The organism is Lysinibacillus parviboronicapiens (assembly GCF_003049575.1).
GTDB classification, from domain to species: Bacteria; Bacillota; Bacilli; order Bacillales_A; family Planococcaceae; genus Lysinibacillus; species Lysinibacillus parviboronicapiens.
In genome coordinates, this window is the sequence record NZ_PYWI01000002.1 from 173226 (window position 1) to 196559 (window position 23334).

The 23334-nt window shown below is 39.2% G+C and carries 24 protein-coding genes; 23 read left to right on the forward strand and 1 reads right to left on the reverse strand.

Annotated features, from left to right (window positions below; translation table 11 throughout):
• Nucleotides 1–30: 30 nt before the first annotated feature.
• The 14 genes from C9J35_RS03220 to C9J35_RS03285 all read left to right on the forward strand — a co-directional run bounded on the left by C9J35_RS03220 (nt 31) and on the right by C9J35_RS03285 (nt 13870).
• Nucleotides 31–459, forward strand: coding sequence for a DNA polymerase I (locus C9J35_RS03220; protein ID WP_107923409.1), 429 nt, complete (start codon nt 31–33; stop codon nt 457–459).
• A gap of 224 nt (nt 460–683) precedes the next feature.
• Nucleotides 684–3311, forward strand: coding sequence for a DNA polymerase I (gene polA, locus C9J35_RS03225; RefSeq protein ID WP_107923410.1), 2628 nt, complete (start codon nt 684–686; stop codon nt 3309–3311).
• Nucleotides 3312–3323: 12 nt separating this feature from the next.
• The gene (gene mutM / locus C9J35_RS03230) at nt 3324–4196 is read left to right on the forward strand and encodes a bifunctional DNA-formamidopyrimidine glycosylase/DNA-(apurinic or apyrimidinic site) lyase (protein ID WP_107923411.1); all 873 of its coding nucleotides are present in this window, start codon (nt 3324–3326) and stop codon (nt 4194–4196) included.
• Nucleotides 4197–4209: 13 nt separating this feature from the next.
• Complete coding sequence (gene coaE, locus C9J35_RS03235; RefSeq protein WP_107923412.1) at nt 4210–4803, forward strand: dephospho-CoA kinase; 594 nt, start codon at nt 4210–4212, stop codon at nt 4801–4803.
• Nucleotides 4804–5099: 296 nt separating this feature from the next.
• Nucleotides 5100–6122 (forward strand): glyceraldehyde-3-phosphate dehydrogenase, encoded by a 1023-nt coding sequence (locus tag C9J35_RS03240; RefSeq protein WP_107923413.1) that lies wholly within the window; start codon nt 5100–5102, stop codon nt 6120–6122.
• Nucleotides 6123–6338: 216 nt separating this feature from the next.
• Entirely contained in the window at nt 6339–6809 is a 471-nt protein-coding gene (gene nrdR, locus C9J35_RS03245) for a transcriptional regulator NrdR (protein ID WP_107923414.1), read from the forward strand.
• An 18-nt stretch (nt 6810–6827) separates the two neighbouring features.
• Nucleotides 6828–8195 (forward strand): replication initiation and membrane attachment family protein, encoded by a 1368-nt coding sequence (locus tag C9J35_RS03250; protein ID WP_235616186.1) that lies wholly within the window; start codon nt 6828–6830, stop codon nt 8193–8195.
• Nucleotides 8196–8219: 24 nt separating this feature from the next.
• A complete protein-coding gene (gene dnaI / locus C9J35_RS03255) occupies nt 8220–9149 on the forward strand; it encodes a primosomal protein DnaI (RefSeq protein WP_268807907.1) in 930 nt (309 codons plus the stop codon).
• Between the two features lie 401 nt (nt 9150–9550).
• Nucleotides 9551–11485 (forward strand): threonine--tRNA ligase, encoded by a 1935-nt coding sequence (thrS, locus tag C9J35_RS03260; protein ID WP_107923415.1) that lies wholly within the window; start codon nt 9551–9553, stop codon nt 11483–11485.
• A gap of 383 nt (nt 11486–11868) precedes the next feature.
• Entirely contained in the window at nt 11869–12372 is a 504-nt protein-coding gene (infC, locus tag C9J35_RS03265) for a translation initiation factor IF-3 (RefSeq protein WP_054767264.1), read from the forward strand.
• A 31-nt stretch (nt 12373–12403) separates the two neighbouring features.
• Entirely contained in the window at nt 12404–12604 is a 201-nt protein-coding gene (gene rpmI, locus C9J35_RS03270) for a 50S ribosomal protein L35 (protein ID WP_054767265.1), read from the forward strand.
• A 59-nt stretch (nt 12605–12663) separates the two neighbouring features.
• A complete protein-coding gene (gene rplT / locus C9J35_RS03275) occupies nt 12664–13023 on the forward strand; it encodes a 50S ribosomal protein L20 (RefSeq protein ID WP_010860160.1) in 360 nt (119 codons plus the stop codon).
• Nucleotides 13024–13315: 292 nt separating this feature from the next.
• Nucleotides 13316–13573: a hypothetical protein gene (locus C9J35_RS03280; RefSeq protein WP_153062938.1), complete on the forward strand. Its 258-nt coding sequence runs from the start codon at nt 13316–13318 to the stop codon at nt 13571–13573.
• A gap of 24 nt (nt 13574–13597) precedes the next feature.
• On the forward strand, nt 13598–13870 hold the full coding sequence (locus C9J35_RS03285) for a DUF1294 domain-containing protein (RefSeq protein WP_054767267.1): 273 nt from the start codon (nt 13598–13600) through the stop codon (nt 13868–13870).
• Nucleotides 13871–13964: 94 nt separating this feature from the next.
• Here the strand turns inward: C9J35_RS03285 and C9J35_RS03290 are convergent, their stop codons facing one another.
• Complete coding sequence (locus C9J35_RS03290) at nt 13965–14357, reverse strand: sigma-w pathway protein ysdB (RefSeq protein WP_107923416.1); 393 nt, start codon at nt 14355–14357, stop codon at nt 13965–13967.
• A 104-nt stretch (nt 14358–14461) separates the two neighbouring features.
• Between C9J35_RS03290 and C9J35_RS03295 the strand changes: the two genes are divergently transcribed.
• The 9 genes from C9J35_RS03295 to C9J35_RS03335 all read left to right on the forward strand — a co-directional run bounded on the left by C9J35_RS03295 (nt 14462) and on the right by C9J35_RS03335 (nt 23325).
• Nucleotides 14462–14947 carry a dUTP diphosphatase gene (locus C9J35_RS03295; RefSeq protein ID WP_054767268.1) on the forward strand — a complete coding sequence of 162 codons (486 nt, stop codon included), beginning with the start codon at nt 14462–14464 and terminating at the stop codon, nt 14945–14947.
• Nucleotides 14948–15065: 118 nt separating this feature from the next.
• Nucleotides 15066–16154: a M42 family metallopeptidase gene (locus C9J35_RS03300; protein WP_107923417.1), complete on the forward strand. Its 1089-nt coding sequence runs from the start codon at nt 15066–15068 to the stop codon at nt 16152–16154.
• A 406-nt stretch (nt 16155–16560) separates the two neighbouring features.
• Nucleotides 16561–17526 (forward strand): ornithine carbamoyltransferase, encoded by a 966-nt coding sequence (argF, locus tag C9J35_RS03305; protein ID WP_054767269.1) that lies wholly within the window; start codon nt 16561–16563, stop codon nt 17524–17526.
• 444 nt (nt 17527–17970) lie between these two features.
• Nucleotides 17971–18870, forward strand: a complete 900-nt coding sequence (locus C9J35_RS03310; RefSeq protein ID WP_107923418.1) for a LysR family transcriptional regulator — start codon at nt 17971–17973, stop codon at nt 18868–18870.
• 200 nt (nt 18871–19070) lie between these two features.
• The gene (locus C9J35_RS03315) at nt 19071–20399 is read left to right on the forward strand and encodes an LLM class flavin-dependent oxidoreductase (protein ID WP_107923419.1); all 1329 of its coding nucleotides are present in this window, start codon (nt 19071–19073) and stop codon (nt 20397–20399) included.
• A gap of 46 nt (nt 20400–20445) precedes the next feature.
• The gene (locus tag C9J35_RS03320; protein WP_107923420.1) at nt 20446–21459 is read left to right on the forward strand and encodes an LLM class flavin-dependent oxidoreductase; all 1014 of its coding nucleotides are present in this window, start codon (nt 20446–20448) and stop codon (nt 21457–21459) included.
• A 13-nt stretch (nt 21460–21472) separates the two neighbouring features.
• Nucleotides 21473–21751, forward strand: a complete 279-nt coding sequence (locus C9J35_RS03325) for a glutaredoxin family protein (RefSeq protein ID WP_107923421.1) — start codon at nt 21473–21475, stop codon at nt 21749–21751.
• An 18-nt stretch (nt 21752–21769) separates the two neighbouring features.
• On the forward strand, nt 21770–22594 hold the full coding sequence (locus C9J35_RS03330) for a transporter substrate-binding domain-containing protein (protein ID WP_107923422.1): 825 nt from the start codon (nt 21770–21772) through the stop codon (nt 22592–22594).
• A gap of 26 nt (nt 22595–22620) precedes the next feature.
• On the forward strand, nt 22621–23325 hold the full coding sequence (locus tag C9J35_RS03335) for an amino acid ABC transporter permease (RefSeq protein ID WP_107923423.1): 705 nt from the start codon (nt 22621–22623) through the stop codon (nt 23323–23325).
• The last annotated feature ends 9 nt before the right edge of the window (nt 23326–23334 follow it).

A 23334-nucleotide genomic window follows, 5' to 3' on the forward strand; every position in this document is an offset into this window, starting at 1 on the left:
GTTTAGAAATGATAAATGGGGGTAATAGCTGTGAAATTACAAATTAGCACATGGCTCCAAAATTTAGGGATAGCTTGTAGTATGGCATCGTTGTTTACACTTTTCTTCCGCATAACGGATTTTGCATGGGTGACGAAAAGTGTTTATTATATACCGGTATTTTTTGTAGTTTTAGTTTTATTAGGTTTAGTGATCGCAGAAGATGTACGTAAGGCATTTAAAAAAATGTTCTGGTACGAGAAACGCAAAGTACAGCGTCCTATTTGGCAGGTTGGGGTTGGATTTATTTTCTTCATGGCGCAAATTGGTACTGTCATGGTATTTAGTTCAGAGCTTACACAGCCTGAGCTTGGTGGCATGCCTTTATTTTTAGTGATTGCTTTTATGAATGCTTTTATCATGACGGTTATTTACGAGGAAATTTTCTTTCGTAAAGATCAAGCAAGTAGAGTGAGTTAATATTGTGTGGGAAGTCGATTGCAACGTATGTGCAATTGGCTTTTTTTGTGATCATGTGAATGCGAATTGCTCCTGATTTATGTTATTTATAAATTTTAACGAAATTTCGTCTCTATGATTGGTAAAAAGTTTGTTTTCCCGATAAAGTAATGGGAAGAGGCATTTTCAAACATACGTTTTCGTTTTACAATAGAATGACGACGACAACGCAGGAGGAATATAAAATGACAAAGGAAAAATTGTTATTATTGGACGGCAATAGTTTAGCGTATCGCGCGTTTTTTGCGTTGCCATTGTTAACGAATGATAGTGGAATTCATACCAATGCAGTATACGGATTTACGACAATGTTACAAAGAATTTTGGAGGAGGAGCAGCCGACAAAGATGCTCGTTGCCTTTGATGCGGGAAAGACTACTTTCCGTCATGATACGTTTACAGAATATAAAGGTGGACGTCAAAAAACCCCACCAGAATTGTCTGAGCAGTTTCCCTATATACGCAAGCTAATCGATGCCTATGGTATTAAGCGCTATGAGCTTGAAATGTATGAAGCAGACGATATTATTGGGACATTGGCTAAGGAAGCGGCGTCTCAGGAGATCGACGTTATTATCGTGTCTGGAGACCGCGACCTAACACAGCTCGCAACAGAACAGGTAACCGTGTATATTACGAAAAAGGGTATAACGGAAATTGAAAAAAATACCCCTGCCTTTATCGAGGAAAAATACGGCTTAACGCCATTGCAAATCATTGATATGAAGGGTCTAATGGGGGATGCTTCCGACAATATTCCAGGTGTACCAGGCGTGGGTGAAAAGACTGCGGTTAAATTGTTAAAAGAGTACGGATCTGTTGAGGCACTTTACGAGGCGATGGATTCCGTAAAGGCTTCTAAAATGAAAGAAAAGCTTGTGGCGAACGAAGAACAGGCAATTATGAGTAAACAGCTGGCAACGATTTTTACAGAGGCACCGATTGAAATAGCACTGACAGAGCTTAGCTACAGCGGTCCGAATGAAGAAGCGTTAATCGATGTATGGCAAGAGCTTGGCTTTAAATCACTGCTCGAAAAAAGTGATTTTACGGTTGAAGAAGAAGAACGTGCGCCATTTGCCTATGATATTGTCCAAGAAGTAAAACCTGAGTTCCTAAAGGATGTAATGGCACTGCATGTAGAGCTTGCGGACGAGCACTACCATACATGTCAGCAACTTGGGATTGCTTTTACAGACGGTACAGCTACAAAATATGTTCCGTTTGATGTTGCGGTAAAATCAGATGTACTTCGTCGCTGGTTAGAAGATGCCACAAAGGTGAAGTATATGGCAGATTCAAAAGCATCTCAGGCAGCGTTAAAGCGTGAGGGTATTCGTTTAGCAGGTGTTGACTTTGATTTACTGCTTGCATCCTACATTAATAATCCTGCACTCAGTGGCGATGATGTAGCAACCCTTGCAAAGGATGTTGGCTATCGTGATGTACAAGCCAATGAATCCGTTTACGGAAAAGGAGCAAAACGTGCTGTGCCAGACACAGAGGTACTTGCAGAACATGCAAGCCGTAAAGCCTTTACTGTGTGGACATTACAACCCAAGCTTGAGGAATTATTGCGTGAAAACGAACAGTATGACCTTTATAAAAATTTAGAACTTCCCCTTGCAGCCATCTTAAGTGATATGGAAAGTGAAGGTATTACCGTGAACCGTGCCACGCTGGAAGAAATGGGGCAGGAGCTGAATGAGAAGTTAGTAGTTATAGAGCAAGCTATTTATGCTGAAGCAGGCGAGGCATTTAATATTAATTCACCAAAACAGCTAGGGGTTATACTCTTTGATAAGCTTGGCCTTCCAGTAATTAAAAAAACAAAGACAGGCTACTCCACAGCTGCAGATGTATTAGAAAAATTAAAACCTGAGCATGCCATTATTGAACATATTTTATTGTACCGTCAATTAGGCAAGTTACAATCCACATATATTGAGGGTCTACTAAAAGAAATTCATAAAAAAGATAGCAAGGTGCATACGCGCTTCCAACAGGCACTAACAGCAACAGGACGCCTGAGCTCGACAGACCCGAACTTGCAAAACATTCCTATCCGTTTGGAGGAAGGGCGTAAAATTCGTCAGGCATTTGTACCTTCACAAGAGGATTGGATTTTATTCTCTGCCGATTATTCGCAAATCGAACTGCGCGTACTTGCTCATATGACTGAAGATCCAAACTTAGTAGAAGCTTTCCGTGAAGGTATGGATGTGCATACACGTACTGCAATGGATGTCTTCCACGTATCGGCCGAAGAAGTCGATAGCAATATGCGTCGAGCTGCTAAAGCAGTTAATTTTGGAATAGTTTACGGAATTAGTGATTATGGTTTATCGCAAAATTTAGATATCACGCGTAAAGAAGCTGCTACATTTATTGACAAGTATTTTGCAAGTTTCCCGGGTGTGAAGCGCTATATGGATGAAATCGTACAGGATGCCAAATTTAATGGCTTTGTGACAACCATTTTAAATCGACGTCGCTATCTGCCTGATATTACTAGTTCGAACTTTAATCTACGAAGCTTTGCGGAGCGCACAGCCATGAATACGCCAATTCAAGGTAGTGCAGCGGACATTATTAAAAAAGCGATGATTGATATGGATGCTCGTTTGAAAAAAGAAAATATGCAGGCAAAGCTTCTTTTACAAGTGCACGATGAATTAATCTTCGAAGCACCAAGAGAAGAGATTGCCTTACTTGAAAAAATCGTACCAGACGTAATGGAGAATGCCATCAAGCTTACTGTGCCACTAAAAGTGGACTTCAACTATGGGGCAACATGGTACGAAGCGAAGTAGGAGGTGTTATAAATGCCTGAATTACCAGAGGTGGAAGGTGTTGTACAGGCGTTAAAACCTGAAATTGAAGGACGTACAATTAAACAGGTTCAGTTATCTGAAATTATTCGCTTTTCCTTTAGTGAGGGAAAACAATGTATCGTTAAACAATCGGAGCCGGATGCTTTTGAAATGGCACTAACGCAAATGACGATTCAAAAGATTGAGCGTCGTGCAAAATACATCTTTTTTCATCTGTTAAAAGAGGATGTGTCTTATATTTTAGTGAGTCATTTAGGGATGACTGGTGCGTGGTTCGTGGTCAATTCACCTGAGGAAATCGGGGAGGCTAAATTTAAAAAGCATATTCATGCAACATTCCAAATGACAGATGGAGGCTATTTAATATACTCTGATATTCGTCGCTTTGGTGAACTACGTTTTTTAGCACAACTAGCAGATCATGCCCCTCTCACAAAAATGGCACCTGAGCCGTTTGATGAGGCAGCAAGTGATTTCTTTATTGCCAAATCGTTGCTACCGAAATACGAGAAAAAGGCTGTTAAAGAAGTGATTATGGATGGGCAAGTGATTTCTGGCTGTGGCAATATATATGCCACTGAAGCTTTGTTTGCTCAAAAAATTCATCCTGCTCGCAAGATGAATCGTATTAGTGAAAAGCGGAAACGTCAATTATTTGAGGCGATTGTAGCAGTGCTACGTCAAAGTATTGAAGCTGGTGGTTCAACAATTTCAGACTATCGCAATATTAACGGTGGGGCAGGAAGCATGCAAAACCGTCTAAAAATGTATGGGAAGAAGATATGCCTTGAGTGTGGAACCGACACGAGTCAAATGACGATTGGCGGGCGCACATCAGTCTTTTGCCCAAATTGTCAACATTAAAGGGGAATTTACTATGATTATCGGACTAACAGGAAGTATTGCGAGCGGAAAAAGTACAGTAGCGAAAATGATGACAGCGCTCGGTTTACCGATTGTCGATGCGGATATTGTAGCACGTGATGTCGTAGAACCAGGTACAAAGACGTTAACATTAATTGCTGAAAATTTTGGTGAAGATATCTTACTTGAAGATGGTAGTTTAAATCGCGCGAAGCTTGGCGAAATCATTTTCCATGAGCCTGCAAAGCGTAAAATCTTAAATGATATTATGCATCCTGCTATTCGGGAAGAAATGCTTCGTCAACGCGATGCTTTTATAAAAGCGGGTCAAAAACATATTGTTATGGATATTCCACTGCTGTTTGAAAGTAAATTACAGCATTTCGTAGAGCTCATTATCGTTGTATCAGTCAGAGAAGATGTGCAACTCCGCCGTTTAATGGAACGTAATCATTTAACGAAGGAGGATGCGTTAGCCCGCATTCATTCCCAGTTGCCATTGTCCGTAAAGGAAAAAGGTGCTCATGCAGTGATTTACAATAATGAAAATCTGGAACAAACGGAAGAGCAACTAAAGAAAATCCTGCACCATTGGGGCGTTCTTTAATATTAAGTGCGTAGCGAGAACATATCGCTACGCATTTTTTTGCGTGTAAGCGCCATAATAAAAATAAAGTAAAAACTTTCATCGATGGGAGTTTTCTTCGATTTTTTAGTTGAAGCAAACGGTTGCTACGGTGGAGTATCCGTTAGTATGAGAGGAACTTATTGGTCATTTATTTTTCAGAAAATAAGAACTTTTTTATTATGAGTATATAATGTTCATCTTTTTTAAAATTGTGTTATACTAATCAGCATAAAGTATAATTAATATGAGTACGTACTCACAGGAGGATTTTATAAATGACAGTATCAATTGCTATTAATGGTTTCGGACGTATCGGACGTATGGTTTTCCGCCAAGCGATCGTACAAGAAGATTTAAATATCGTTGCGATTAACGCGAGCTATCCAGCTGAAACGTTAGCACATTTGATTAAGTATGACACAAATCACGGAACATTCGAAGGTACGATTGAACCTGCAGGCGATGCTTTAATTGTAAACGGTAAACACGTGCAAATTATTAGCGAACGTGATCCTTTACAATTACCATGGGCAAAAATGGGTGTGGATATCGTTATCGAAGCAACTGGTAAATTCAATGAGCGTGAGAAAGCAGCAATGCACTTAGAAGCGGGAGCAAAAAAAGTCATCTTGACAGCACCAGGTAAAAATGAAGACATCACAATTGTGTTAGGTGTAAACGATGAAAAACTGGATGTTGAAAAACATGACGTTATTTCTAACGCTTCTTGTACAACAAACTGCTTAGCGCCAGTGGCAAAAGTATTGAATGACACATTTGGTATCGAGAGCGGTTTAATGACAACAGTTCACGCTTATACAAATGACCAAAAGAACCTAGACAATCCGCACAAAGACTTACGTCGTGCACGTGGTTGCGCACAATCCATCATTCCAACATCAACAGGTGCTGCAAAAGCATTACGATTAGTGTTACCAGAGTTAGATGGCAAAATTCATGGTATGGCACTTCGTGTTCCAACACCAAACGTATCATTAGTTGACCTTGTTGTAGATTTAAATACAGACGTAACAGTAGAATCTGTGAATGCTGCATTTGTGAAAGCTGCTACTGAGGGGCCAATGAAAGGCATCTTAAACCTCTCAATCGAGCCGCTTGTATCGATTGATTACAATACAACAACTTTCTCATCAACAGTAGATGGTCTTTCGACTATGGTAATGGGCGACCGTAAAGTGAAAGTTCTTGCTTGGTATGACAACGAGTGGGGCTACTCAGCGCGTGTTGTCGATCTGATGAAAAAAGTGGCAAAAGCATTAGAAACAGTTAACGCCTAATTTATCGGATATGTAATACGGGCTATAAAAGGTACTAATAGCGACCTTTCCCATTTATTTTTTAATGAGCACATTGAAATCCTCGTGGTTTCGATGTGCTTTTTTGTTGGACAAATATACTACATCTTGCCAGAAAAAACGAAAGTGATTTTTTACAAGCGGGAAATTTGTTATAATAGAAATATTAAATTGTTGTGGAATCAGGAGAGTAAATATATGAGATGTCCATCTTGCCAATTTAACGGAACACGTGTAGTGGATTCGAGGCCTGTAGATGATAATAAAGAAATTCGTAGACGTCGTGAATGTGAGTCATGTGGCTTCCGCTTTACAACGTTTGAAAAAATTGAAGAGACACCATTAGTCGTTGTAAAAAAAGAAGGCTCACGGGAAGAGTTTAGCCGCGAAAAGGTATTACGCGGTTTAATTCGTGCTTGTGAAAAACGTCCTGTTGCACTTGAAGTACTAGAGGGACTTGTATTATCTATTGAAAAAGATTTGCGTCGTATAGGGAATGCAGAAGTACGATCAGAGGATGTCGGAGAAATGGTGATGGATCGCTTAGCGAAAATTGATGAGGTTGCCTATGTGCGCTTTGCATCGGTTTACCGTCAGTTTAAGGACATCAATGTCTTTATTGAGGAAATTAAAGAAATTATTCAACGTCAAACTGAAAAAAAATCATAAAGCAAACAGAGAGGGTGAATGACGTTGATTCATTTGTATAAGGAGTTACAGCCAGCTGATACTTTTGACATTCGTCTACCTCATGCGCTTTCTACACAGGAACGTCAGTTAGTAACATTGTTTTATCAGCCTTTAACTGGAGCAGAGCCCATCAGTCTGTACTTAACGTTATGGGCAGAAGCAGAGCAAATGCCCGGACAGCAAATGACGCATTATTATTTAATGAATGTATTAGGTTTACCCATTGGCAAAGTTTTCGAGGCACGTATTGCACTTGAAGCAATTGGCTTATTGCGAACGTGGAAAAAAGAAGACGCTGAACAACGGAGCTTTTTGTATGAGCTTATGCGTCCGCTTGATGCCGATAGCTTTATGAAGGATCCATTGTTGTCGATGTTTTTGTTCAGTAAAATCGGAGAACAAGCGTATCGGAAGCTACGTCAACGATTTATTCGACCTGTAAGAGATAGTGAGTTTAAGGATGTATCACGTGCCTTTATCGATGTATTTAAGCCAGTCAGTACACATATTCCTGCAGAGCTTCAGGTCGGTACTGCAAGCGATAAACCACAAAAAGTCTATCCGTTCTATTTTGAACAGTTTGACTTTGAGTTGCTGCAGGCTGGTTTATCGGACCAACTCGTACCAGCGAGTTTATTAACGCTTGATGTACGTGAATCCATTGCAAAATTAGCTTTCTTATATCACCTAACTGCATTGGATATGCAAAAAGTTGTCATTTTAGCACTTGATGATGACTTAGGCATCTCACAAGATCGATTGCGCAAAGCGGCAGCTGATTTTTATAAACTGACCGTGTCCAAGGAACCGCCAAAACTTGCTAGAGTTTATGAGGTACCAGTTGCTGTAGAGGATTCGATGCAAAAAACGAAAGATCAAGAGTTACAGCATTATTTAGAAACGACTGCACCTGTTCAAGTGTTACGTGATATTAATAATGGGAAAGAGCCATTGCAAACATCTGTCCAACTTGCTGAAAGCTTAATCGTTCAGCATGGTATGCCAGTAGGCGTGGTCAATGCGTTACTGGAATATGTCATGTTAACGACCGACATGAAACTACCTAAGAAATATGTAGAGACGATTGCTGACCATTGGGTACGTAAAAATATCCAAACAGCAAAGCAAGCAATGGAACTTGCACGGCAGGAGCATGATAAATATACAACGTGGAAGAATAAGCCTCAGACATCGGCGAAAAAGAACACCTATTCAAAGAAACGCCGCGAAGAAAAAGTACCAGATTGGTTTTATAAGAGAAATGATAAGCAAGTAGAGGTTCAATCAGAAGCAACTGTTGATGCAACAGATTTTGAAAAGGAACGTCAAAAAATATTAGAGAAGTTAAGCAACCAGCAGGAATAAGGTAGGTGAACAACAATCGAACCAATTAATGGACCACTACAACGGGCGATTAAAATGCCATCTTTTCAAGAACGTTATGAAGCGATGCGTAAGGAAATATTAGAACACTCTCGTGTGCAGACATTTTTAGCAGAACATGCAGAGGAGTTAAGTTGTGAAGCAATCGAACGTAATTTGCCAAAACTACATGAATTTATAAGTCAATCAACAGAATGCTGTGGGTGCGACCATACTGCACATTGTACAAACTATTTAAAGGGTTTTATTCCAAAGCTGCGAGTAGTAAGGAATTCGGTAGAAATTGATTATGTACGTTGTGAGCAAAAGGTTCGTGAGGATGAACGTCGTGATATCACTAATTTGATTGCGAGCATGCATATGCCAAAGGATGTTTTACAGGCGACCATTACGGATTTATTTATTGATGATTATTCGCGTGTGGACATTGCAAACCGTGCAGCAGATTTTGTGCAACGTACTCGTGAAACCGGGATATTGCCTACAAAGGGCTTTTATTTATATGGGCAATTTGGTGTCGGAAAATCGTTTGTGTTAGGTGCATTAGCCAATGAACTTGCAACAATTAAAGTGAGATCTGTTGTCGTTTTTGTCCCTGAATTTTTACGTGAGATGAAAAATGCAATCGGTGACAATTCCCTACAAGAGAAAATTGACTACGTCAAAAAGGCACCAGTTTTGATGCTGGATGATTTAGGGGCAGAAACAATGTCGGCTTGGACACGAGATGAAATATTAGGAACGATTTTCCATTATCGAATGGCAGAACAATTACCAACTTTCATTACGTCTAATTTTAACTATGATGAATTAGAACATCATTTAGCACAGTCGCAAAAAGGGGACTTGGAAGTAGTCAAAGCTGCTCGAATAATGGAGCGTATAAAAGCCATTACGGAGCCTGTGCAAATGGGTGGCAAAAATCGACGCGGGTAATATTGACGGTTGCAATTTACGACAATCGCGCGTATACTTTCCATATACTAAATAACAAAATGCATTGATGAGGACATGAATTTTGTGTATCAGCTTAAAGAGAGGGAAGTCATCGGCTGTAAACTTCCTAGTGTGAACACATTATTTACTACCTACTGAGCAGCGAGAGGGCATATCTTTCGCCGGTCCCTAGCCCGTTAGCTAGCCTTGAGCTTCGTCTGACTTTATAGTCGGAAGGAAGAAGGGTGGAACCACGAGCATACGCTTCGTCCCTTTTATTAGGGACGGGGCTTTTTTGTTTTTACGGTTTGTTTTTCGATAAATGCTCCATCATCAATTTGAAGATGCTTATTCCCACATCATTATGCATCAAAAAAACAACTATAAGGAGTGCAAACAATATGTCAGACATGATTAAATTAACGTTTCCAGATGGCGCTGTAAAGGAATATGCAAAGGGTACGTCAACTGACGACGTAGCAGCATCTATTAGCCCAGGACTTCGTAAAAAAGCTTATGCAGGTAAAGTGAATGGTGAATTGCTTGACTTAAAAACACCAATTGAAGAGGATGCAACAATTGCTATTATTACGCAAGATGATCAAGAAGCACTAGAAATCCTTCGTCACTCAACAGCACACTTAACTGCACAAGCCATTAAACGCCTTTTCCCAGATGTAAAGCTTGGTATCGGTCCAGTGATTGAAGGTGGATTCTACTACGATATTGATGCACCTACACCAATTACTGCTGAGGACCTACCAGCAATTGAAAAAGAAATGAAAAAAATCATTGCTGAGAACTTAGAGGTTGAGCGCAAAAATGTTAGCCGTGCTGACGCCCAAGCTATTTATGAAGAAGTTGGCGATGAATATAAATTAGAGTTACTTGAAGCAATTCCAGCTGACGAGCAAGTATCTATTTACTATCAAGGTGAATTTTTCGACCTTTGCCGCGGTATTCACGTACCATCAACTGGGAAATTACGTGAATTCAAACTTCTTTCTTTAGCAGGTGCTTACTGGCGAGGAAATTCTGATAACAAAATGCTCCAACGTATTTACGGTACAGCCTTCTTCAAAAAGGAAGAGCTAAAACATCATCTACAAATGCTTGAAGAAGCAAAAGAACGAGATCATCGTAAAATCGGTAAAGAGTTAGAGCTATTCACAACTTCTCAAAAAGTTGGTCAAGGTCTACCGCTTTGGTTACCAAATGGCGCAACAATCCGCCGTGTTATCGAACGTTATATCGTGGATAAAGAATTGTCGCTTGGTTATAAACATGTGTATACACCAGTGCTTGGTTCAAAAGAGCTGTATCAAACTTCAGGCCATTGGGATCATTACCAAGATTCAATTTTCCCGCCAATGGAAATGGACAACGAAACATTAATCATGCGTCCAATGAACTGCCCGCACCATATGATGGTGTACAAAAACAGCATGCACTCTTATCGTAATTTACCATTGCGTATTGCAGAGCTAGGTACAATGCATCGTTACGAAATGTCAGGTGCTGTTTCAGGGCTACAACGTGTACGCGGGATGACGCTAAATGATGCGCATATCTTTGTTCGTCCAGACCAAATTAAAGTGGAGTTCCAAAAAGTAGTACAATTAATCTTAGAAGTTTATAAAGACTTCGATTTAAAAGATTACTCGTTCCGTTTATCTTATCGTGACCCAGCGGATACAGAGAAATACTTTGATGACGATGCAATGTGGGAAAAAGCACAAAGCATGTTAAAAGAAGCAATGGATGAGCTTGGCTTAGATTACTTCGAAGCCGAGGGGGAAGCTGCTTTCTACGGCCCTAAACTTGACGTACAAGTAAAAACAGCTATTGGTAAAGAAGAAACTTTATCAACAGTTCAGCTGGACTTCCTTTTACCTGAACGTTTTGACTTAACTTACGTTGGCGAAGATGGTAAACCACATCGTCCAGTTGTTATTCACCGTGGCGTTGTATCAACAATGGAACGTTTTGTTGCCTTCTTAATTGAAGAATACAAAGGTGCATTCCCAACTTGGTTAGCACCTGTACAAGTAGAAGTAATTCCTGTATCAAATGAAGCGCATTTCGATTATGCAAAACAAGTTGAAGAGCAATTAACAGCTGCTGGCTTACGTGTAGAGATGGATGATCGCGAAGAAAAGCTTGGCTATAAAATCCGAGAAGCACAAATGAAAAAAATCCCATACATGCTTGTGATAGGGGATAAAGAAGTTGAGGCAAATGGCGTAAATGTTCGTCGCTATGGCTCAAAAGATTCACAAACAATTAGTTTCGAGGATTTCCTAGCAAATATTAAAGCGGAAGTTGCACGCTTCTAATAAAACATATGAAAACCTCGCTCGCGCAAAAAAGTGAGTGAGGTTTTTGTAGGTTAATAGAAAATGAGCTAATTAAAAATAATTGTTTGACAGCTTGTTAAGTACATGCTAATATAATGAAGGTTAATGAATACAAAGTTTGTGGTTGAAGTAGAGGCTGCCCGCTTCTCACCTGATACAACGCTTAGGCTGTGAACAGGTATGACACGTTGAATTGTTTTGCGTAAACTTGCGCATGCACATATAGCGGGCGGACATCTTCAAAAATGTCCGTCCTTTTTTTATGGACATGACGAGAGGATGTACCGTTCAACCGGGCAAGGCTTTGCCCAAACCATGTATTCGCGACAACTACTTGGAGGTGGATTACTATTAGCAAAGACATGTATGTAAACGAAGGCATTCGCGCACGTGAACTTCGATTAATCGATCACAATGGTGACCAGCTTGGTGTAAAGACACGTAATGAAGCGCTAGAAATCGCCGCTCGTGTAAACTTGGATCTTGTCCTTGTGGCCCCTCAAGCCAAGCCGCCAGTCGCTCGTATCATGGACTATGGTAAATTTAAGTTTGAACAGCAAAAGAAAGACCGTGAAATTCGTAAAAATCAAAAAGTCATCGTGTTAAAAGAGGTTCGTTTGAGCCCATCTATCGATGAACATGATTTCCAAACGAAGCTTCGTAATGCTATTAAATTCCTTGAAAAAGGCGATAAAGTAAAATGTAGTCTACGATTCAAAGGTCGTGCGATTACACACAAAGAGATTGGTCAACGTGTGTTAGATCGTTTTGCTGAAGCTTGTGCTGAAGTATCGACGGTTGAACAAAAACCGAAGATGGAAGGCCGAAGCATGTTCTTAGTTCTTCAACCAAAGAACGAGAAATAATATTAGACGAACAGTTTAGGAGGAATTCGATATGCCAAAAATGAAAACACACCGTGGAGCTGCGAAACGTTTCAAAAGAACGGGTTCAGGTAAATTAAAATATGACCGTGCTTACGGTAGCCACTTATTTGCAAACAAATCTACGAAACAAAAACGTCACCTACGTAAAGCAAACGTAGTTTCATCTGGTGACTTCAAACGCATTAAATCATTACTTGTTTACATGAAATGATTAACTACACAAAATAAACTAACATTCATTATTTAAATGAAAAGCAGGAGGTAATTCATATGCCACGCGTAAAAGGCGGAACAGTGACGCGCAAACGTCGTAAAAAAGTATTGAAATTAGCTAAAGGTTACTATGGTTCTAAACATACATTATATAAAGTTGCTAACCAAGCAGTAATGAAATCAGGTCAATATGCATACCGTGACCGTCGTCAGAAAAAACGTGATTTCCGTAAATTATGGATCACTCGTATCAACGCAGCTGCTCGCATGAACGGTCTTTCATACAGCCGTTTAATGCACGGATTAAAAGTTGCTGGTATCGAAGTTAACCGTAAAATGTTAGCTGACTTAGCTGTAACTGATGCAGCAGCATTCACTCAATTAGCAGACGCTGCTAAACAAGCAGTAGCTAAGTAATATTTGACATAGTCAAATTATTTCTGCGATGAAAGCGAAGCGTCAGTCGCAGGTGTGAAACAAGCAAACACTAAATAAGTGTATCGTAAAGATTGATGGATTTTTCCATCAGTCTTTTTTTATGTTACACTAGTGAAAAATAGAAAGAGTAGTGGATTTTTATGCTGCCACTAACATTTCTGGCGAACTGCTATTTTTGAAGCAATGCAAGAGCAGTGCAAAATAATCGGACTCTATATTTGCGATGACAGGGCGAAGGGAACAATCTAGTTATAGCGAAATCGAGTTTTGTTTGAGCAAGTGGAAAATTCCCTGTGAGCTTATTCAGTACGAAGGCAGTGGCAAAGAACGTCAGTCAAATACAATGAGTTGGCAATTCAAGCGCAGTAATTTCTCTGGAGAGCTCCAACAAGCCCTCGAGGAAATAACAACTTTCGCAAAGAATAGTGGTCCTGCTATCGATTGCTCAGCAGAATCTATTGCTTTTATGTTTCAACAAATAGATAGAAACGAAAAACAGGTGATACTACATATTGCAAAGGTATATTAAGTAAGTCACCAAAAGGAGTTTTTTATGGTACAAGCATTACTTGCTTATATGGCGATTGTATCAATTGTCCTGCTAGTTATGATGGGGATGGATAAATCGCGTGCGAAAAAGCATGAATGGCGCATTGCTGAGCGTACATTATTTACATTAGCAATTGCTGGTGGTGCAGTTGGAGGCGTGCTAGGGATGTATTTATTCCGTCATAAAACACGCCATAACAGCTTTGCTTTCGGCTTTCCACTGCTTGCAGCTATTCAAATTTTTATTATTGTGCAATTATGGGGTAGCTCTCTGTAGGGTGCGTCCTTTTTTATGGATAACTGAGTAAGTTAAGCGATAAACAGAAAAAAATAGGCGATAATTACAAAAGGAACATGAAAACACATCCTCATTAAGAGGATGAGTCGCGCATAAGCTGTTCAATGGGTTGTTTCCAGTTGATTTTGGCGTTTGGATAATTCATTAAGATTTCCTGTTGCAGGTACATGAAGTCACTTTTAGTAAAACCTTGTAGTGTCGCAGCATCTCGAGCACCAACGAAAATTGTGACAACCTCAAATGCATCTTCGGTTGTGCCTAAGTATTTTTCGCCTTCAAAAAGTGCACCCTTAAAAGAAATAAAGAAATTTTTTCTTACATTTTTAACGTCATCATAAAAGTAGTAATGGCCATTTTCATAGGCTTCATCAAGTTTTCGCTTAGGATCAGTTATATAACGAATCGCTTTATAAAATACATAAATAATAAGCGCAATGACAGCAAGTCGAATTAGTAAAGGTAACATTTTTTAAATTCCCCCTTGAAGAAAGGTTATTCCTTCCTATACGATTAGAGGAGGCAATTAGTTTCACTATTTATAAATATTTTTAAGAAATTTAGGAGAAAAACATGAATTTACAACAATTGTTTAAAATGCAAAAAGAGCTTGATGAATTTATTGAGAAAACACAAAATATTGAACATGATGTTTTTAAAGAAAAAGGTTTAGCATTAATGGTCGAACTAGCAGAACTTGCGAACGAAACTCGTTGTTTTAAGTTTTGGAGCACAAAAGGGCCTTCAGCACGTGACGTCATTTTAGAGGAATATGTGGATTCTATTCATTTTATATTATCACTGGGATTACTAAAAGGTTTTACAACCATTGAAAAATGGCCAGTCATAGAAGAAAAACGTGATTTAACGGAAACATTTTTAATGACACAGGACTATATTTTAACGTTTATTGGTCAGCCAACTGCGGATAACTATTTAGCCATTTGGCAATGCTATGGTTTACTTGCGTACAATCTGGGCTTCACTTTTGAGGATGTTGTATCAGCCTATATTGAGAAAAATGAAGAAAATTATAATCGTCAACGTAGCGGCTATTAATTTATTGAATAGTCAGATGTCAAGCAGTAAAATACATCAATATTCAGACGATTCACTAGGAATATTTCGGTAAACGAAGTATAATAGAGGAGATATATAAGAAGTAGGAGGCAAAAGTATGACACAACTAGATTCGACTTTGCAAATGTTTAAGGATTTGACAGATGCAAATGGTATCGCAGGTAATGAACGCGCACCTCGCGAGGTAATGAAAAAATACATCGCACCGTATGCAGATTCAGTAGAAACCGATAATTTAGGTAGCGTTATTGCAAAAAAAGTGGGCGATGAAAATGGTCCGAAAATTGTAGTCGCAGGTCATTTAGATGAAGTCGGTTTCATGGTCACACATATTGATGACAAAGGGTTCATTAAATTCCAAACTGTAGGTGGCTGGTGGAGTCAAGTGATGCTTGCTCAGCGTGTCACAATTACAACGCGCAAAGGGGAAGAAATCATCGGGGTAATTGGTTCTAAACCCCCTCATATTTTACCAGCAGAAGTACGTAACAAAGTAGTAGATATTAAAGATATGTTTATCGATGTTGGTGCGGCTTCAAAAGAAGAGGTACTGGAATGGGGCGTTTGTCCTGGCGATATGGTTACACCATATTTCGAATTCAATGTGATGAAAAACGACAAGTACTTATTAGCAAAAGCATGGGATAATCGTATTGGTTGTGCCATTGCTATTGATGTTATGAAAGCATTAAAAGATGAAAAGCATCCAAATATCCTTTATTCTGTAGGAAACGTACAAGAGGAAGTAGGTCTTCGTGGTGCGAAAACAGCTACACATAAAATTCAGCCAGATATCGGCTTTGCTGTCGATGTTGGCGTAGCTGGGGATACACCGGGGGTAACACCGAAAGAATCTAACAGTAAAATGGGTGCTGGTCCACAAATCGTTGTTTACGATGCATCGATGGTATCACATCGTGGCTTACGTGAGTTTGTGTTAGATGTGGCAGATGAAAACAATATCCCATACCAATTTGAGGCGATGGCAGGCGGCGGTACAGACGCGGGCTCTATTCACCTAACTGCAAATGGTGTACCTGCGCTATCAATCGGTATTGCGACACGCTATATCCACTCACATGCAGGTATTTTACATCGTGATGATTATGAAAATGCTGTGAAACTAATGGTTGAAGTGATTAAAAAATTAGACCGTGATACAGTAAATAAAATTACATTTGACTAGAAAAGTGAAGGAGAAAAAATGGATAACACACGAATCTGTTTTCTCTCTTACACTGTAGTGTCGTAAAAGTAGGGCAATACGTATATAAAGAGGCAAAGCATTCATTCGAATGTTTTGCTTCTTTTTCATTCCAACAAAGTGATAAGTTAGAATGATCCTTGCCCAAATTAAGAGCACCAGTCGAGGAAAGAAATCGGCCTATAAACTTCTCAAGACTAGAGTTTACTTGTATAAAGTAAACTTTTTCTATTTATTGAATTATGCATAAATATACGTATCGACGCATTCTTGACACAATTAATAGATGAATTCTAAGTTTTGCAAATAAACATAAAAATTCAGTTGATTTTATAATTATGCATGTGTATACTAATCTCAACAGCAACAAAAGCAAGGAGCGAAGGCTATGAAATTACTAGAAGAAGTACAGTTAAAGTTAGTGTCTAGCTTAAAAGGAAAAGACCTACTGACTTTGTTAGACTATACAAGTGAAGAAGTTCAGGGATTAGTGGCACTGTCAATTCAACTGAAAATCATTACAAAAGAAGGTAAATGTCCGCAGTTATTAGAAGGAAAAACACTCGGTATGATATTTGAAAAACATTCAACACGTACACGTATTTCATTCGAAGTGGGCATGAATCAATTAGGTGGGAAAGGTATGTTTATGCATGCGCGTGATTTACAAATTGGTCGCGGTGAGTCCATTTTTGATACAGCACATGTGCTATCCGGTTACTTAGATGGTATTATGATCCGTGCAAACTCACATGCCATGGTAAAGGAACTTGCAGAGCATGCTGCGATTCCAGTTATAAATGGATTAACAGATATTTATCATCCATGCCAAGCTTTAGCGGATTTAGAAACAATTGCAGAACATAAAGGTGAACTAAAAGGCCTTAAAATTGCATATGTTGGGGATGGCAACAACGTGGCGCACTCATTAGTAGTCGCTTCTGCTCACGTCGGTATGCATGTAGCAGTGGCAACGCCAGTTGGCTATGAATGTGATACAGAGGTTATCACACAAGCACAAGCTATCGCAGCGGCAAATGGCAGTACGATTACGATTACAAATGATCCAGTAGAAGCGGTGAAAGATGCTGACGCAGTTTACGCAGATGTTTGGACATCAATGGGTCAAGAAGAAGAAGCTGCAAAACGTCTACAAGATTTCGCTGCTTACCAAATCAATGATGAGCTAGTTGCTCATGCGAAACCTGATTATATGTTCTTACATTGCTTACCAGCACATCGTGAAGAAGAGGTCGCAACATCCGTTATAGATGGTCCTAATTCTTACATCTTTGAACAAGCAGAAAATCGATTACATGCACAGAAAGCAGTACTTGCATCAATTCTAGGCTAATACAATGAATATGGTCTTGAGTTCTGCGTCAAGCTAGTAAGCGGTTGACATATACTTCTCGGGTTGAGAAGTGCGATATATTTACAGTTCAAGTTGGCAACAGAGGGTGGCAACTTTGAATAACATAATAGCGGCAAGCAGACAGAGGGATGTGAGTCGCACGCGATGTAAGTTGTCAAGATGGATGACCTCATCGCTACATAGTGAAAGTAACCTGGGAGACGCTAGGTTACTTTTTTATTTGTAAGTAGCAATTGATGCGCCAAACCGCCTATTCTTCTAACTCCACATTCACAGACCTTGCAATAACAACTTTTTGTTTCCTAAAAGTCCTACGTAGTGATGAGTTTCAAAAGTTAAATACCTAGTTTTCCAATCTTTTATAGAGAATAAAGCTGATAATCTATATAATAGGATAAATAAGTAATTATGGGAGGGCTACGGTTGAATATTGATCATATTGAAGCGTTTTTATATGTTGTGCATTACAAGAGTATTCATAAAGCTGCCAATGCATTGTTTTTATCGCAACCAACAGTAACAGCTCGTATTAAATCATTGGAGCGAGAATTAAATGTTGATTTATTTCACCGGGATGGCCGAAGTGTCATTTTATCGGATAAAGGTAAGGATTTCTTACCTTTTGCAACACAGATTGTGCAAACAATTCAGCAAGGAAAGAAGCAATTGAAGGAAACGCAGCAATCAGATGAAATTTGCATAGGCACAAACCTAGTGACGGCCCAATATTTTTTAGCTTATGCATTACCTAAATGGAAAGAAAGTTTTCCGCACATGCGCTTTCAAATTATTACTGGTTCAACAAGTGTTATTTTAGAAAAACTGCAGAGTCACCAGATCGATATTGGATTTATTCAATATGTGCATAAAGAAGGTGTTAATAATGAGCTACTACTCAGTAATGCTGTCAAACTGGTGATGCACCAAGATCATCCTTTTATTCGACATACTCTTATTAAAGCCAAGGAACTGGCCAAGCAAAAGATGGTATTTTTTGAGTGTGGGGCGTTTGATTGGAATTATGTCCATAAGATGTTTGAGGTAGAGGGGGTTACGGCAAATATAGAGGTTCGTACAGACCATCTAGAAGTAGCTAAGGCATTAATTCGTACGCAAGAATACATGAGTTTTTTGCCACATTTATGTGTAAAAAAGGAACTTGAAAGTGGAGAGTTTGTAGAAATTAATGTGAAACATTTACTTGATATGAACCAGCATATCTTTTTAACATACATGAAAAAGGATACGTTGGCACCAGCATTCTGGGAGTGGATTCTGGAAACCGCTGTGCAATTTGAAAACGTACAAGAAAAACTGGATTGATAAAATATTTTATGAAGTATTAAATTTTTTTCTATTATAGAACCTATTGCATAATATTTAAATGAACTGTAATATCTTCCTCAATCCTATTTTATTTATGAATGTTCATTGAGCAACATAAATGAAATATTATTTTTTAAACATAAAACAAACTTTACCACTATGTTTAGTAAAAATAAAAGAATTAGGGGGAAAAAATGATGGTGAGACAGGATAAAATTCGATTTGGCGCAATTATTCATGGAGTTGGTGGAAATATTTCAGGTTGGCGTCATCCAAAAGTAGCAAGCAATCAAAGTGTCAGCTTACCGTTTTATATCCAACAGGCGCAGAAGGCAGAACAAGGGAAATTTGATGTTGTTTTTATCGCAGATGGTGTATTTATTAATGAAAAGTCGATTCCCCATTTTTTAAATCGCTTCGAGCCACTGACAATTTTATCGGCATTAGCAGTAGCAACGAAAAACATTGGGTTAGTCGGGACAGTTTCAACGTCTTATAGTGAGCCATTTACAGTGGCTCGCCAGTTTGCATCACTCGACCATATTAGTGGCGGTCGTGCAGGCTGGAATGTAGTAACGACACCACTTGAGAGTACTGCTTTGAACTACAATAAAACAATCAAGCAACACCCAAGTCATGCGGAACGCTATCAAATTGCAGAGGAGTATTTAGAGGTAGCAAAAGGGCTCTGGGATTCTTGGGATGATGATGCTTTTGTGGCAGATGTTGAAAACGATGTATTTTTTGACCGCGAAAAACTTCATACATTGCACCATAAAGGTAAATATTTCTCTGTACAAGGACCGTTAAATATTGCCCGCTCACGACAAGGTCAGCCTGTAATTTTTCAAGCAGGATCATCAGATGCCGGTATTCGTTTAGCGGCTAAAGATGCAGATGCAATATTTACACATGGTGGGTCCATAGAAGAGTCACAACAGTTTTATAAAAAGGTCAAGGTAGCGGTTAAAGCATTTGGGCGTAACCCTGATGAGGTAAAAATTTTCCCTGGAATTTCCCCGATAATTGGCGACACAATTGAGGAAGCAGAAGCAAAGTATCAAGAAATCGTAGAGCTCGTTTCCATTGAGCGTGCGCTTGCTTATCTTGGTCGCTATTTCGATCATCATGATTTTACACAATATGATGTTGATGCGCCGTTCCCAGAGCTTGGCGATATTGGCGCAAATAGCTTCCGCAGCACGACAGATTATATTAAAAAATATGCCAGAGATGAGGCGCTAACACTTCGACAAGTGGCTTTGCGAGAAGCTACACCAAAAACTGCCTTCTTCGGTACTGCACAGCATATTGCAGATTTAGTACAAGAATGGTTTGAAAAAGATGCGGCGGATGGCTTTATTATAGGAGTTACAGTACCTGAAGCACTTGACGATTTTGTCGATAAAGTTGTACCGATATTACAGGAACGTGGGCTGTATAGAGAAGACTATGAGGCAGATACATTACGTGGCAATTTAGGTTTACCTTTTAAAGAAAGCCGTTTTGTCAAACAGTCTGTCTAAAAACCTAGTAAATTTATTTGAATAAAAGAGATTGAGGAGGCAATGTATGAGTTATACATTAGGTATTCTAGATCAAAGTCCTATTATCGAGGATGCAACTAACGAACAGGCTTTACAAAATACTGTAGCATTAACACAAAAGGCGGAGCAGTTAGGCTATTCACGTTTTTGGGTGTCAGAACATCACAATACAGATACATTAGCCGGAACATCACCGGAAGTATTAGTATCGTATTTACTGGCAAAGACAAAAACCATCAATATTGGCTCAGGTGGCGTCATGCTGCAGCATTATAGCCCATTTAAGGTGGCAGAAAATTTTCATGTGCTCGCATCGTTGGAGCCTGGAAGAGTCGACTTAGGCATCGGAAAAGCGCCAGGTGGTTTGCCACTTTCTACAAAAGCACTGCAATATGGCACGATTAATAAAGGAGAAGATTTTGAGCAACGTCTTACTTTTTTACAGCACTTACTTGAGGATGCGGTGCCAGTAGAACATGCATTGCATGGTGTACAGGCGACGCCTATTCCAAAGGTGAAGCCATCGCTATTTTTACTTGGCGCGAGTCCACAAAGTGCCACACTTGCTGGGAAGTTAGGCATATCCTTTGTCTTTGCCCGTTTTATCAATAGTGATCTTGAAGTTTTAAAAGAAGCTTCTGAAGCATATCGCACGCATCATCCTAAAGGTCATTTTGCAATTTCCATTGCCGCTCTTGCTGCACCAACAAAAGAGGAAGCGCAAGACTTAGTCGGCGATCAAAAAATAACGAAGGTACATTTAGCCAGTGGTCGAAGCTTAACATTGAATTCTGTCGAGCTTGCTGAAAAATTTGGGCAAGAATCAGGGGAGACGTTCACGGTTCAGCAATATGATGCAGATATTTTATACGGTACTCCTGAAGATATAAAAGAAAAATTAGACGTCTATCATACACAATACCAGATTGATGAATTCATCCTGCATACGCCTGTATTAAAGGCAGTTGAACGGGAAAGGTCATTTGAGTTGTTAAGTCCAGTGAATTTACATTTACAACAAAAGGAAACAGTGCGTTAAGGGGGATTTGAACATGTCAAAAAAGGTAGATGTAGTAGTTTGGTCAAAACAAGGTTGTAGCTATTGTGAAGAAGTTAAAACGTATTTACAAGAAGAAGGTCTATCTTATAACACCGTAGACGTGACACATAATGATGCATTTCGTGACATTCTTGACACAAAGTACGGTGTACGTTATGTACCAGTGATAGAAATTGGCTCAAGTGAAAATGGTGTGTACAAAGCTGTAACCGAAATAGGGCTAGAGCATTTAAAGGCAGCGCTTGCCGATAGTGCACCTTCGCATATTTAATACGAAAAGAGGAAATGTATGAAAAAATTATCGCTTTATTTAACAATCGTGCTTACCTTCCTTTTAACAGCTTGCACAAGTGCTGAAAATTCCGAAGGGGATGCACGTAAAAATGATTCAGCACAACAGGGAAAAGACGTTCAAAAAATTATTGTGGGCACAGGCACGCAATTTCCAAATATATGCTTCTTAGATGATAAAGGAAACTTAACAGGCTATGATGTCGAGCTTGTTCGTGCAATTGATGAAAAGCTACCAGAATATGAATTTGAATTTAAAACAATGGAATTTTCTAACTTACTACTAAGTTTAGAAACAAGAAAAATTGATTTTATCGCGCATCAAATGGAAGTTAATAGTGAGCGAGAAGAGAAGTTTCTGTTCAATCAGGAACCATACAATGTCTTTCCATTAAAGGTGACAGTAAATGCTAAAAACGATGAAGTGCAATCCATAGATGATTTAAAAGGAAGGAGTGTCAGTGTTTCAGCCACGAGTAACTCTGCTGTGTTTCTCGAAAAATACAATAAAGAGCACGATTTAGGTGTAAATATTGTTTATTCATCTGGGGCGGCAGATGTCAATAACCAAATTGCTACAGGGCGTATCGATGCGATCATCACAACGCCATTTGCGGTAAAGTACTATAACGAAAACAATGAGGCCCAACAGAAGGTTGTAGGGGACGCATTATTAAACTCCAAAGTTTATTTCTTACTGAATAAAGATTCGGTGTCACTACAGGAACGACTTGATGAAGCCATTAAAGAACTAAAGGCAGATGGGGTTGTTAGTGAGTTAAGTAAAAAATGGTTAGGTGACGATTATTCAGTCGATTTCTAGATGAATCAAGAAAGGGTGAAGGGACAATGGCAAATGATTTCGACTTCATGCTAATAGCGGATGTGCTTCCCACATTGCTTCAATATTTACCCATAACACTTGAAATATTAGTATGGTCGATCTTTTTTGGCATGTTGCTTGGTATAGTAGTCGCTTTGCCGAAGCTGCTAGATATACCTGTCTTAAAGCAAATCGTATCGATTTATATATCGTATATTCGAGGTACACCGATACTGGTGCAGTTATTTTTAGTGTTTTATGGAATACCAGCGCTATTACAAATTATCCATATTGATGTGACAAGGATGGATGCCATTTATTTTGTTATTATAACGTACACATTCAGCAACGCAGCTTCATTTGCAGAAATTTTTAGAGCAGCGATTTTAACCGTTGATCGTGGTCAAATCGAAGCAGCCTATTCAGTTGGATTAAGTCGTATGCAGGCTTTTATACGCATTGTGCTGCCACAGGCGATTCGTGTTGCTTTCCCAAATATGACGAACACAATGATTAGTTCTTTAAAAGATACCTCGCTGGCCTTCTCAATCGGAGTAATGGACATGGTGGGACGTGGTGAAACGCTTATTGCCTCCACAACGCGAGCACTAGAAATCTATTTAGCACTCTCCATCGTGTATTATGTCATCGTTATAGTGCTAGAAAAGGTATTGAAACGTAACGAACGCTATCTCAATCGCTATATGCAGAAAGAAGTAGCGACGAGCTAGGGGGATTGA

Coding starts and splice junctions, on each gene's coding strand:
- polA (WP_107923410.1), top strand. CDS start 684: ATGACAAAGGAAAAATTGTTATTATTGGACGGCAATAGTTTAGCGTAT.
- mutM (WP_107923411.1), top strand. CDS start 3,324: ATGCCTGAATTACCAGAGGTGGAAGGTGTTGTACAGGCGTTAAAACCT.
- coaE (WP_107923412.1), top strand. CDS start 4,210: ATGATTATCGGACTAACAGGAAGTATTGCGAGCGGAAAAAGTACAGTA.
- C9J35_RS03240 (WP_107923413.1), top strand. CDS start 5,100: ATGACAGTATCAATTGCTATTAATGGTTTCGGACGTATCGGACGTATG.
- nrdR (WP_107923414.1), top strand. CDS start 6,339: ATGAGATGTCCATCTTGCCAATTTAACGGAACACGTGTAGTGGATTCG.
- C9J35_RS03250 (WP_235616186.1), top strand. CDS start 6,828: ATGACGTTGATTCATTTGTATAAGGAGTTACAGCCAGCTGATACTTTT.
- thrS (WP_107923415.1), top strand. CDS start 9,551: ATGTCAGACATGATTAAATTAACGTTTCCAGATGGCGCTGTAAAGGAA.
- infC (WP_054767264.1), top strand. CDS start 11,869: ATGTATGTAAACGAAGGCATTCGCGCACGTGAACTTCGATTAATCGAT.
- rpmI (WP_054767265.1), top strand. CDS start 12,404: ATGCCAAAAATGAAAACACACCGTGGAGCTGCGAAACGTTTCAAAAGA.
- rplT (WP_010860160.1), top strand. CDS start 12,664: ATGCCACGCGTAAAAGGCGGAACAGTGACGCGCAAACGTCGTAAAAAA.
- C9J35_RS03285 (WP_054767267.1), top strand. CDS start 13,598: ATGGTACAAGCATTACTTGCTTATATGGCGATTGTATCAATTGTCCTG.
- C9J35_RS03290 (WP_107923416.1), bottom strand. CDS start 14,357: ATGTTACCTTTACTAATTCGACTTGCTGTCATTGCGCTTATTATTTAT.
- C9J35_RS03295 (WP_054767268.1), top strand. CDS start 14,462: ATGAATTTACAACAATTGTTTAAAATGCAAAAAGAGCTTGATGAATTT.
- C9J35_RS03300 (WP_107923417.1), top strand. CDS start 15,066: ATGACACAACTAGATTCGACTTTGCAAATGTTTAAGGATTTGACAGAT.
- argF (WP_054767269.1), top strand. CDS start 16,561: ATGAAATTACTAGAAGAAGTACAGTTAAAGTTAGTGTCTAGCTTAAAA.
- C9J35_RS03315 (WP_107923419.1), top strand. CDS start 19,071: ATGGTGAGACAGGATAAAATTCGATTTGGCGCAATTATTCATGGAGTT.
- C9J35_RS03320 (WP_107923420.1), top strand. CDS start 20,446: ATGAGTTATACATTAGGTATTCTAGATCAAAGTCCTATTATCGAGGAT.
- C9J35_RS03325 (WP_107923421.1), top strand. CDS start 21,473: ATGTCAAAAAAGGTAGATGTAGTAGTTTGGTCAAAACAAGGTTGTAGC.
- C9J35_RS03330 (WP_107923422.1), top strand. CDS start 21,770: ATGAAAAAATTATCGCTTTATTTAACAATCGTGCTTACCTTCCTTTTA.
- C9J35_RS03335 (WP_107923423.1), top strand. CDS start 22,621: ATGGCAAATGATTTCGACTTCATGCTAATAGCGGATGTGCTTCCCACA.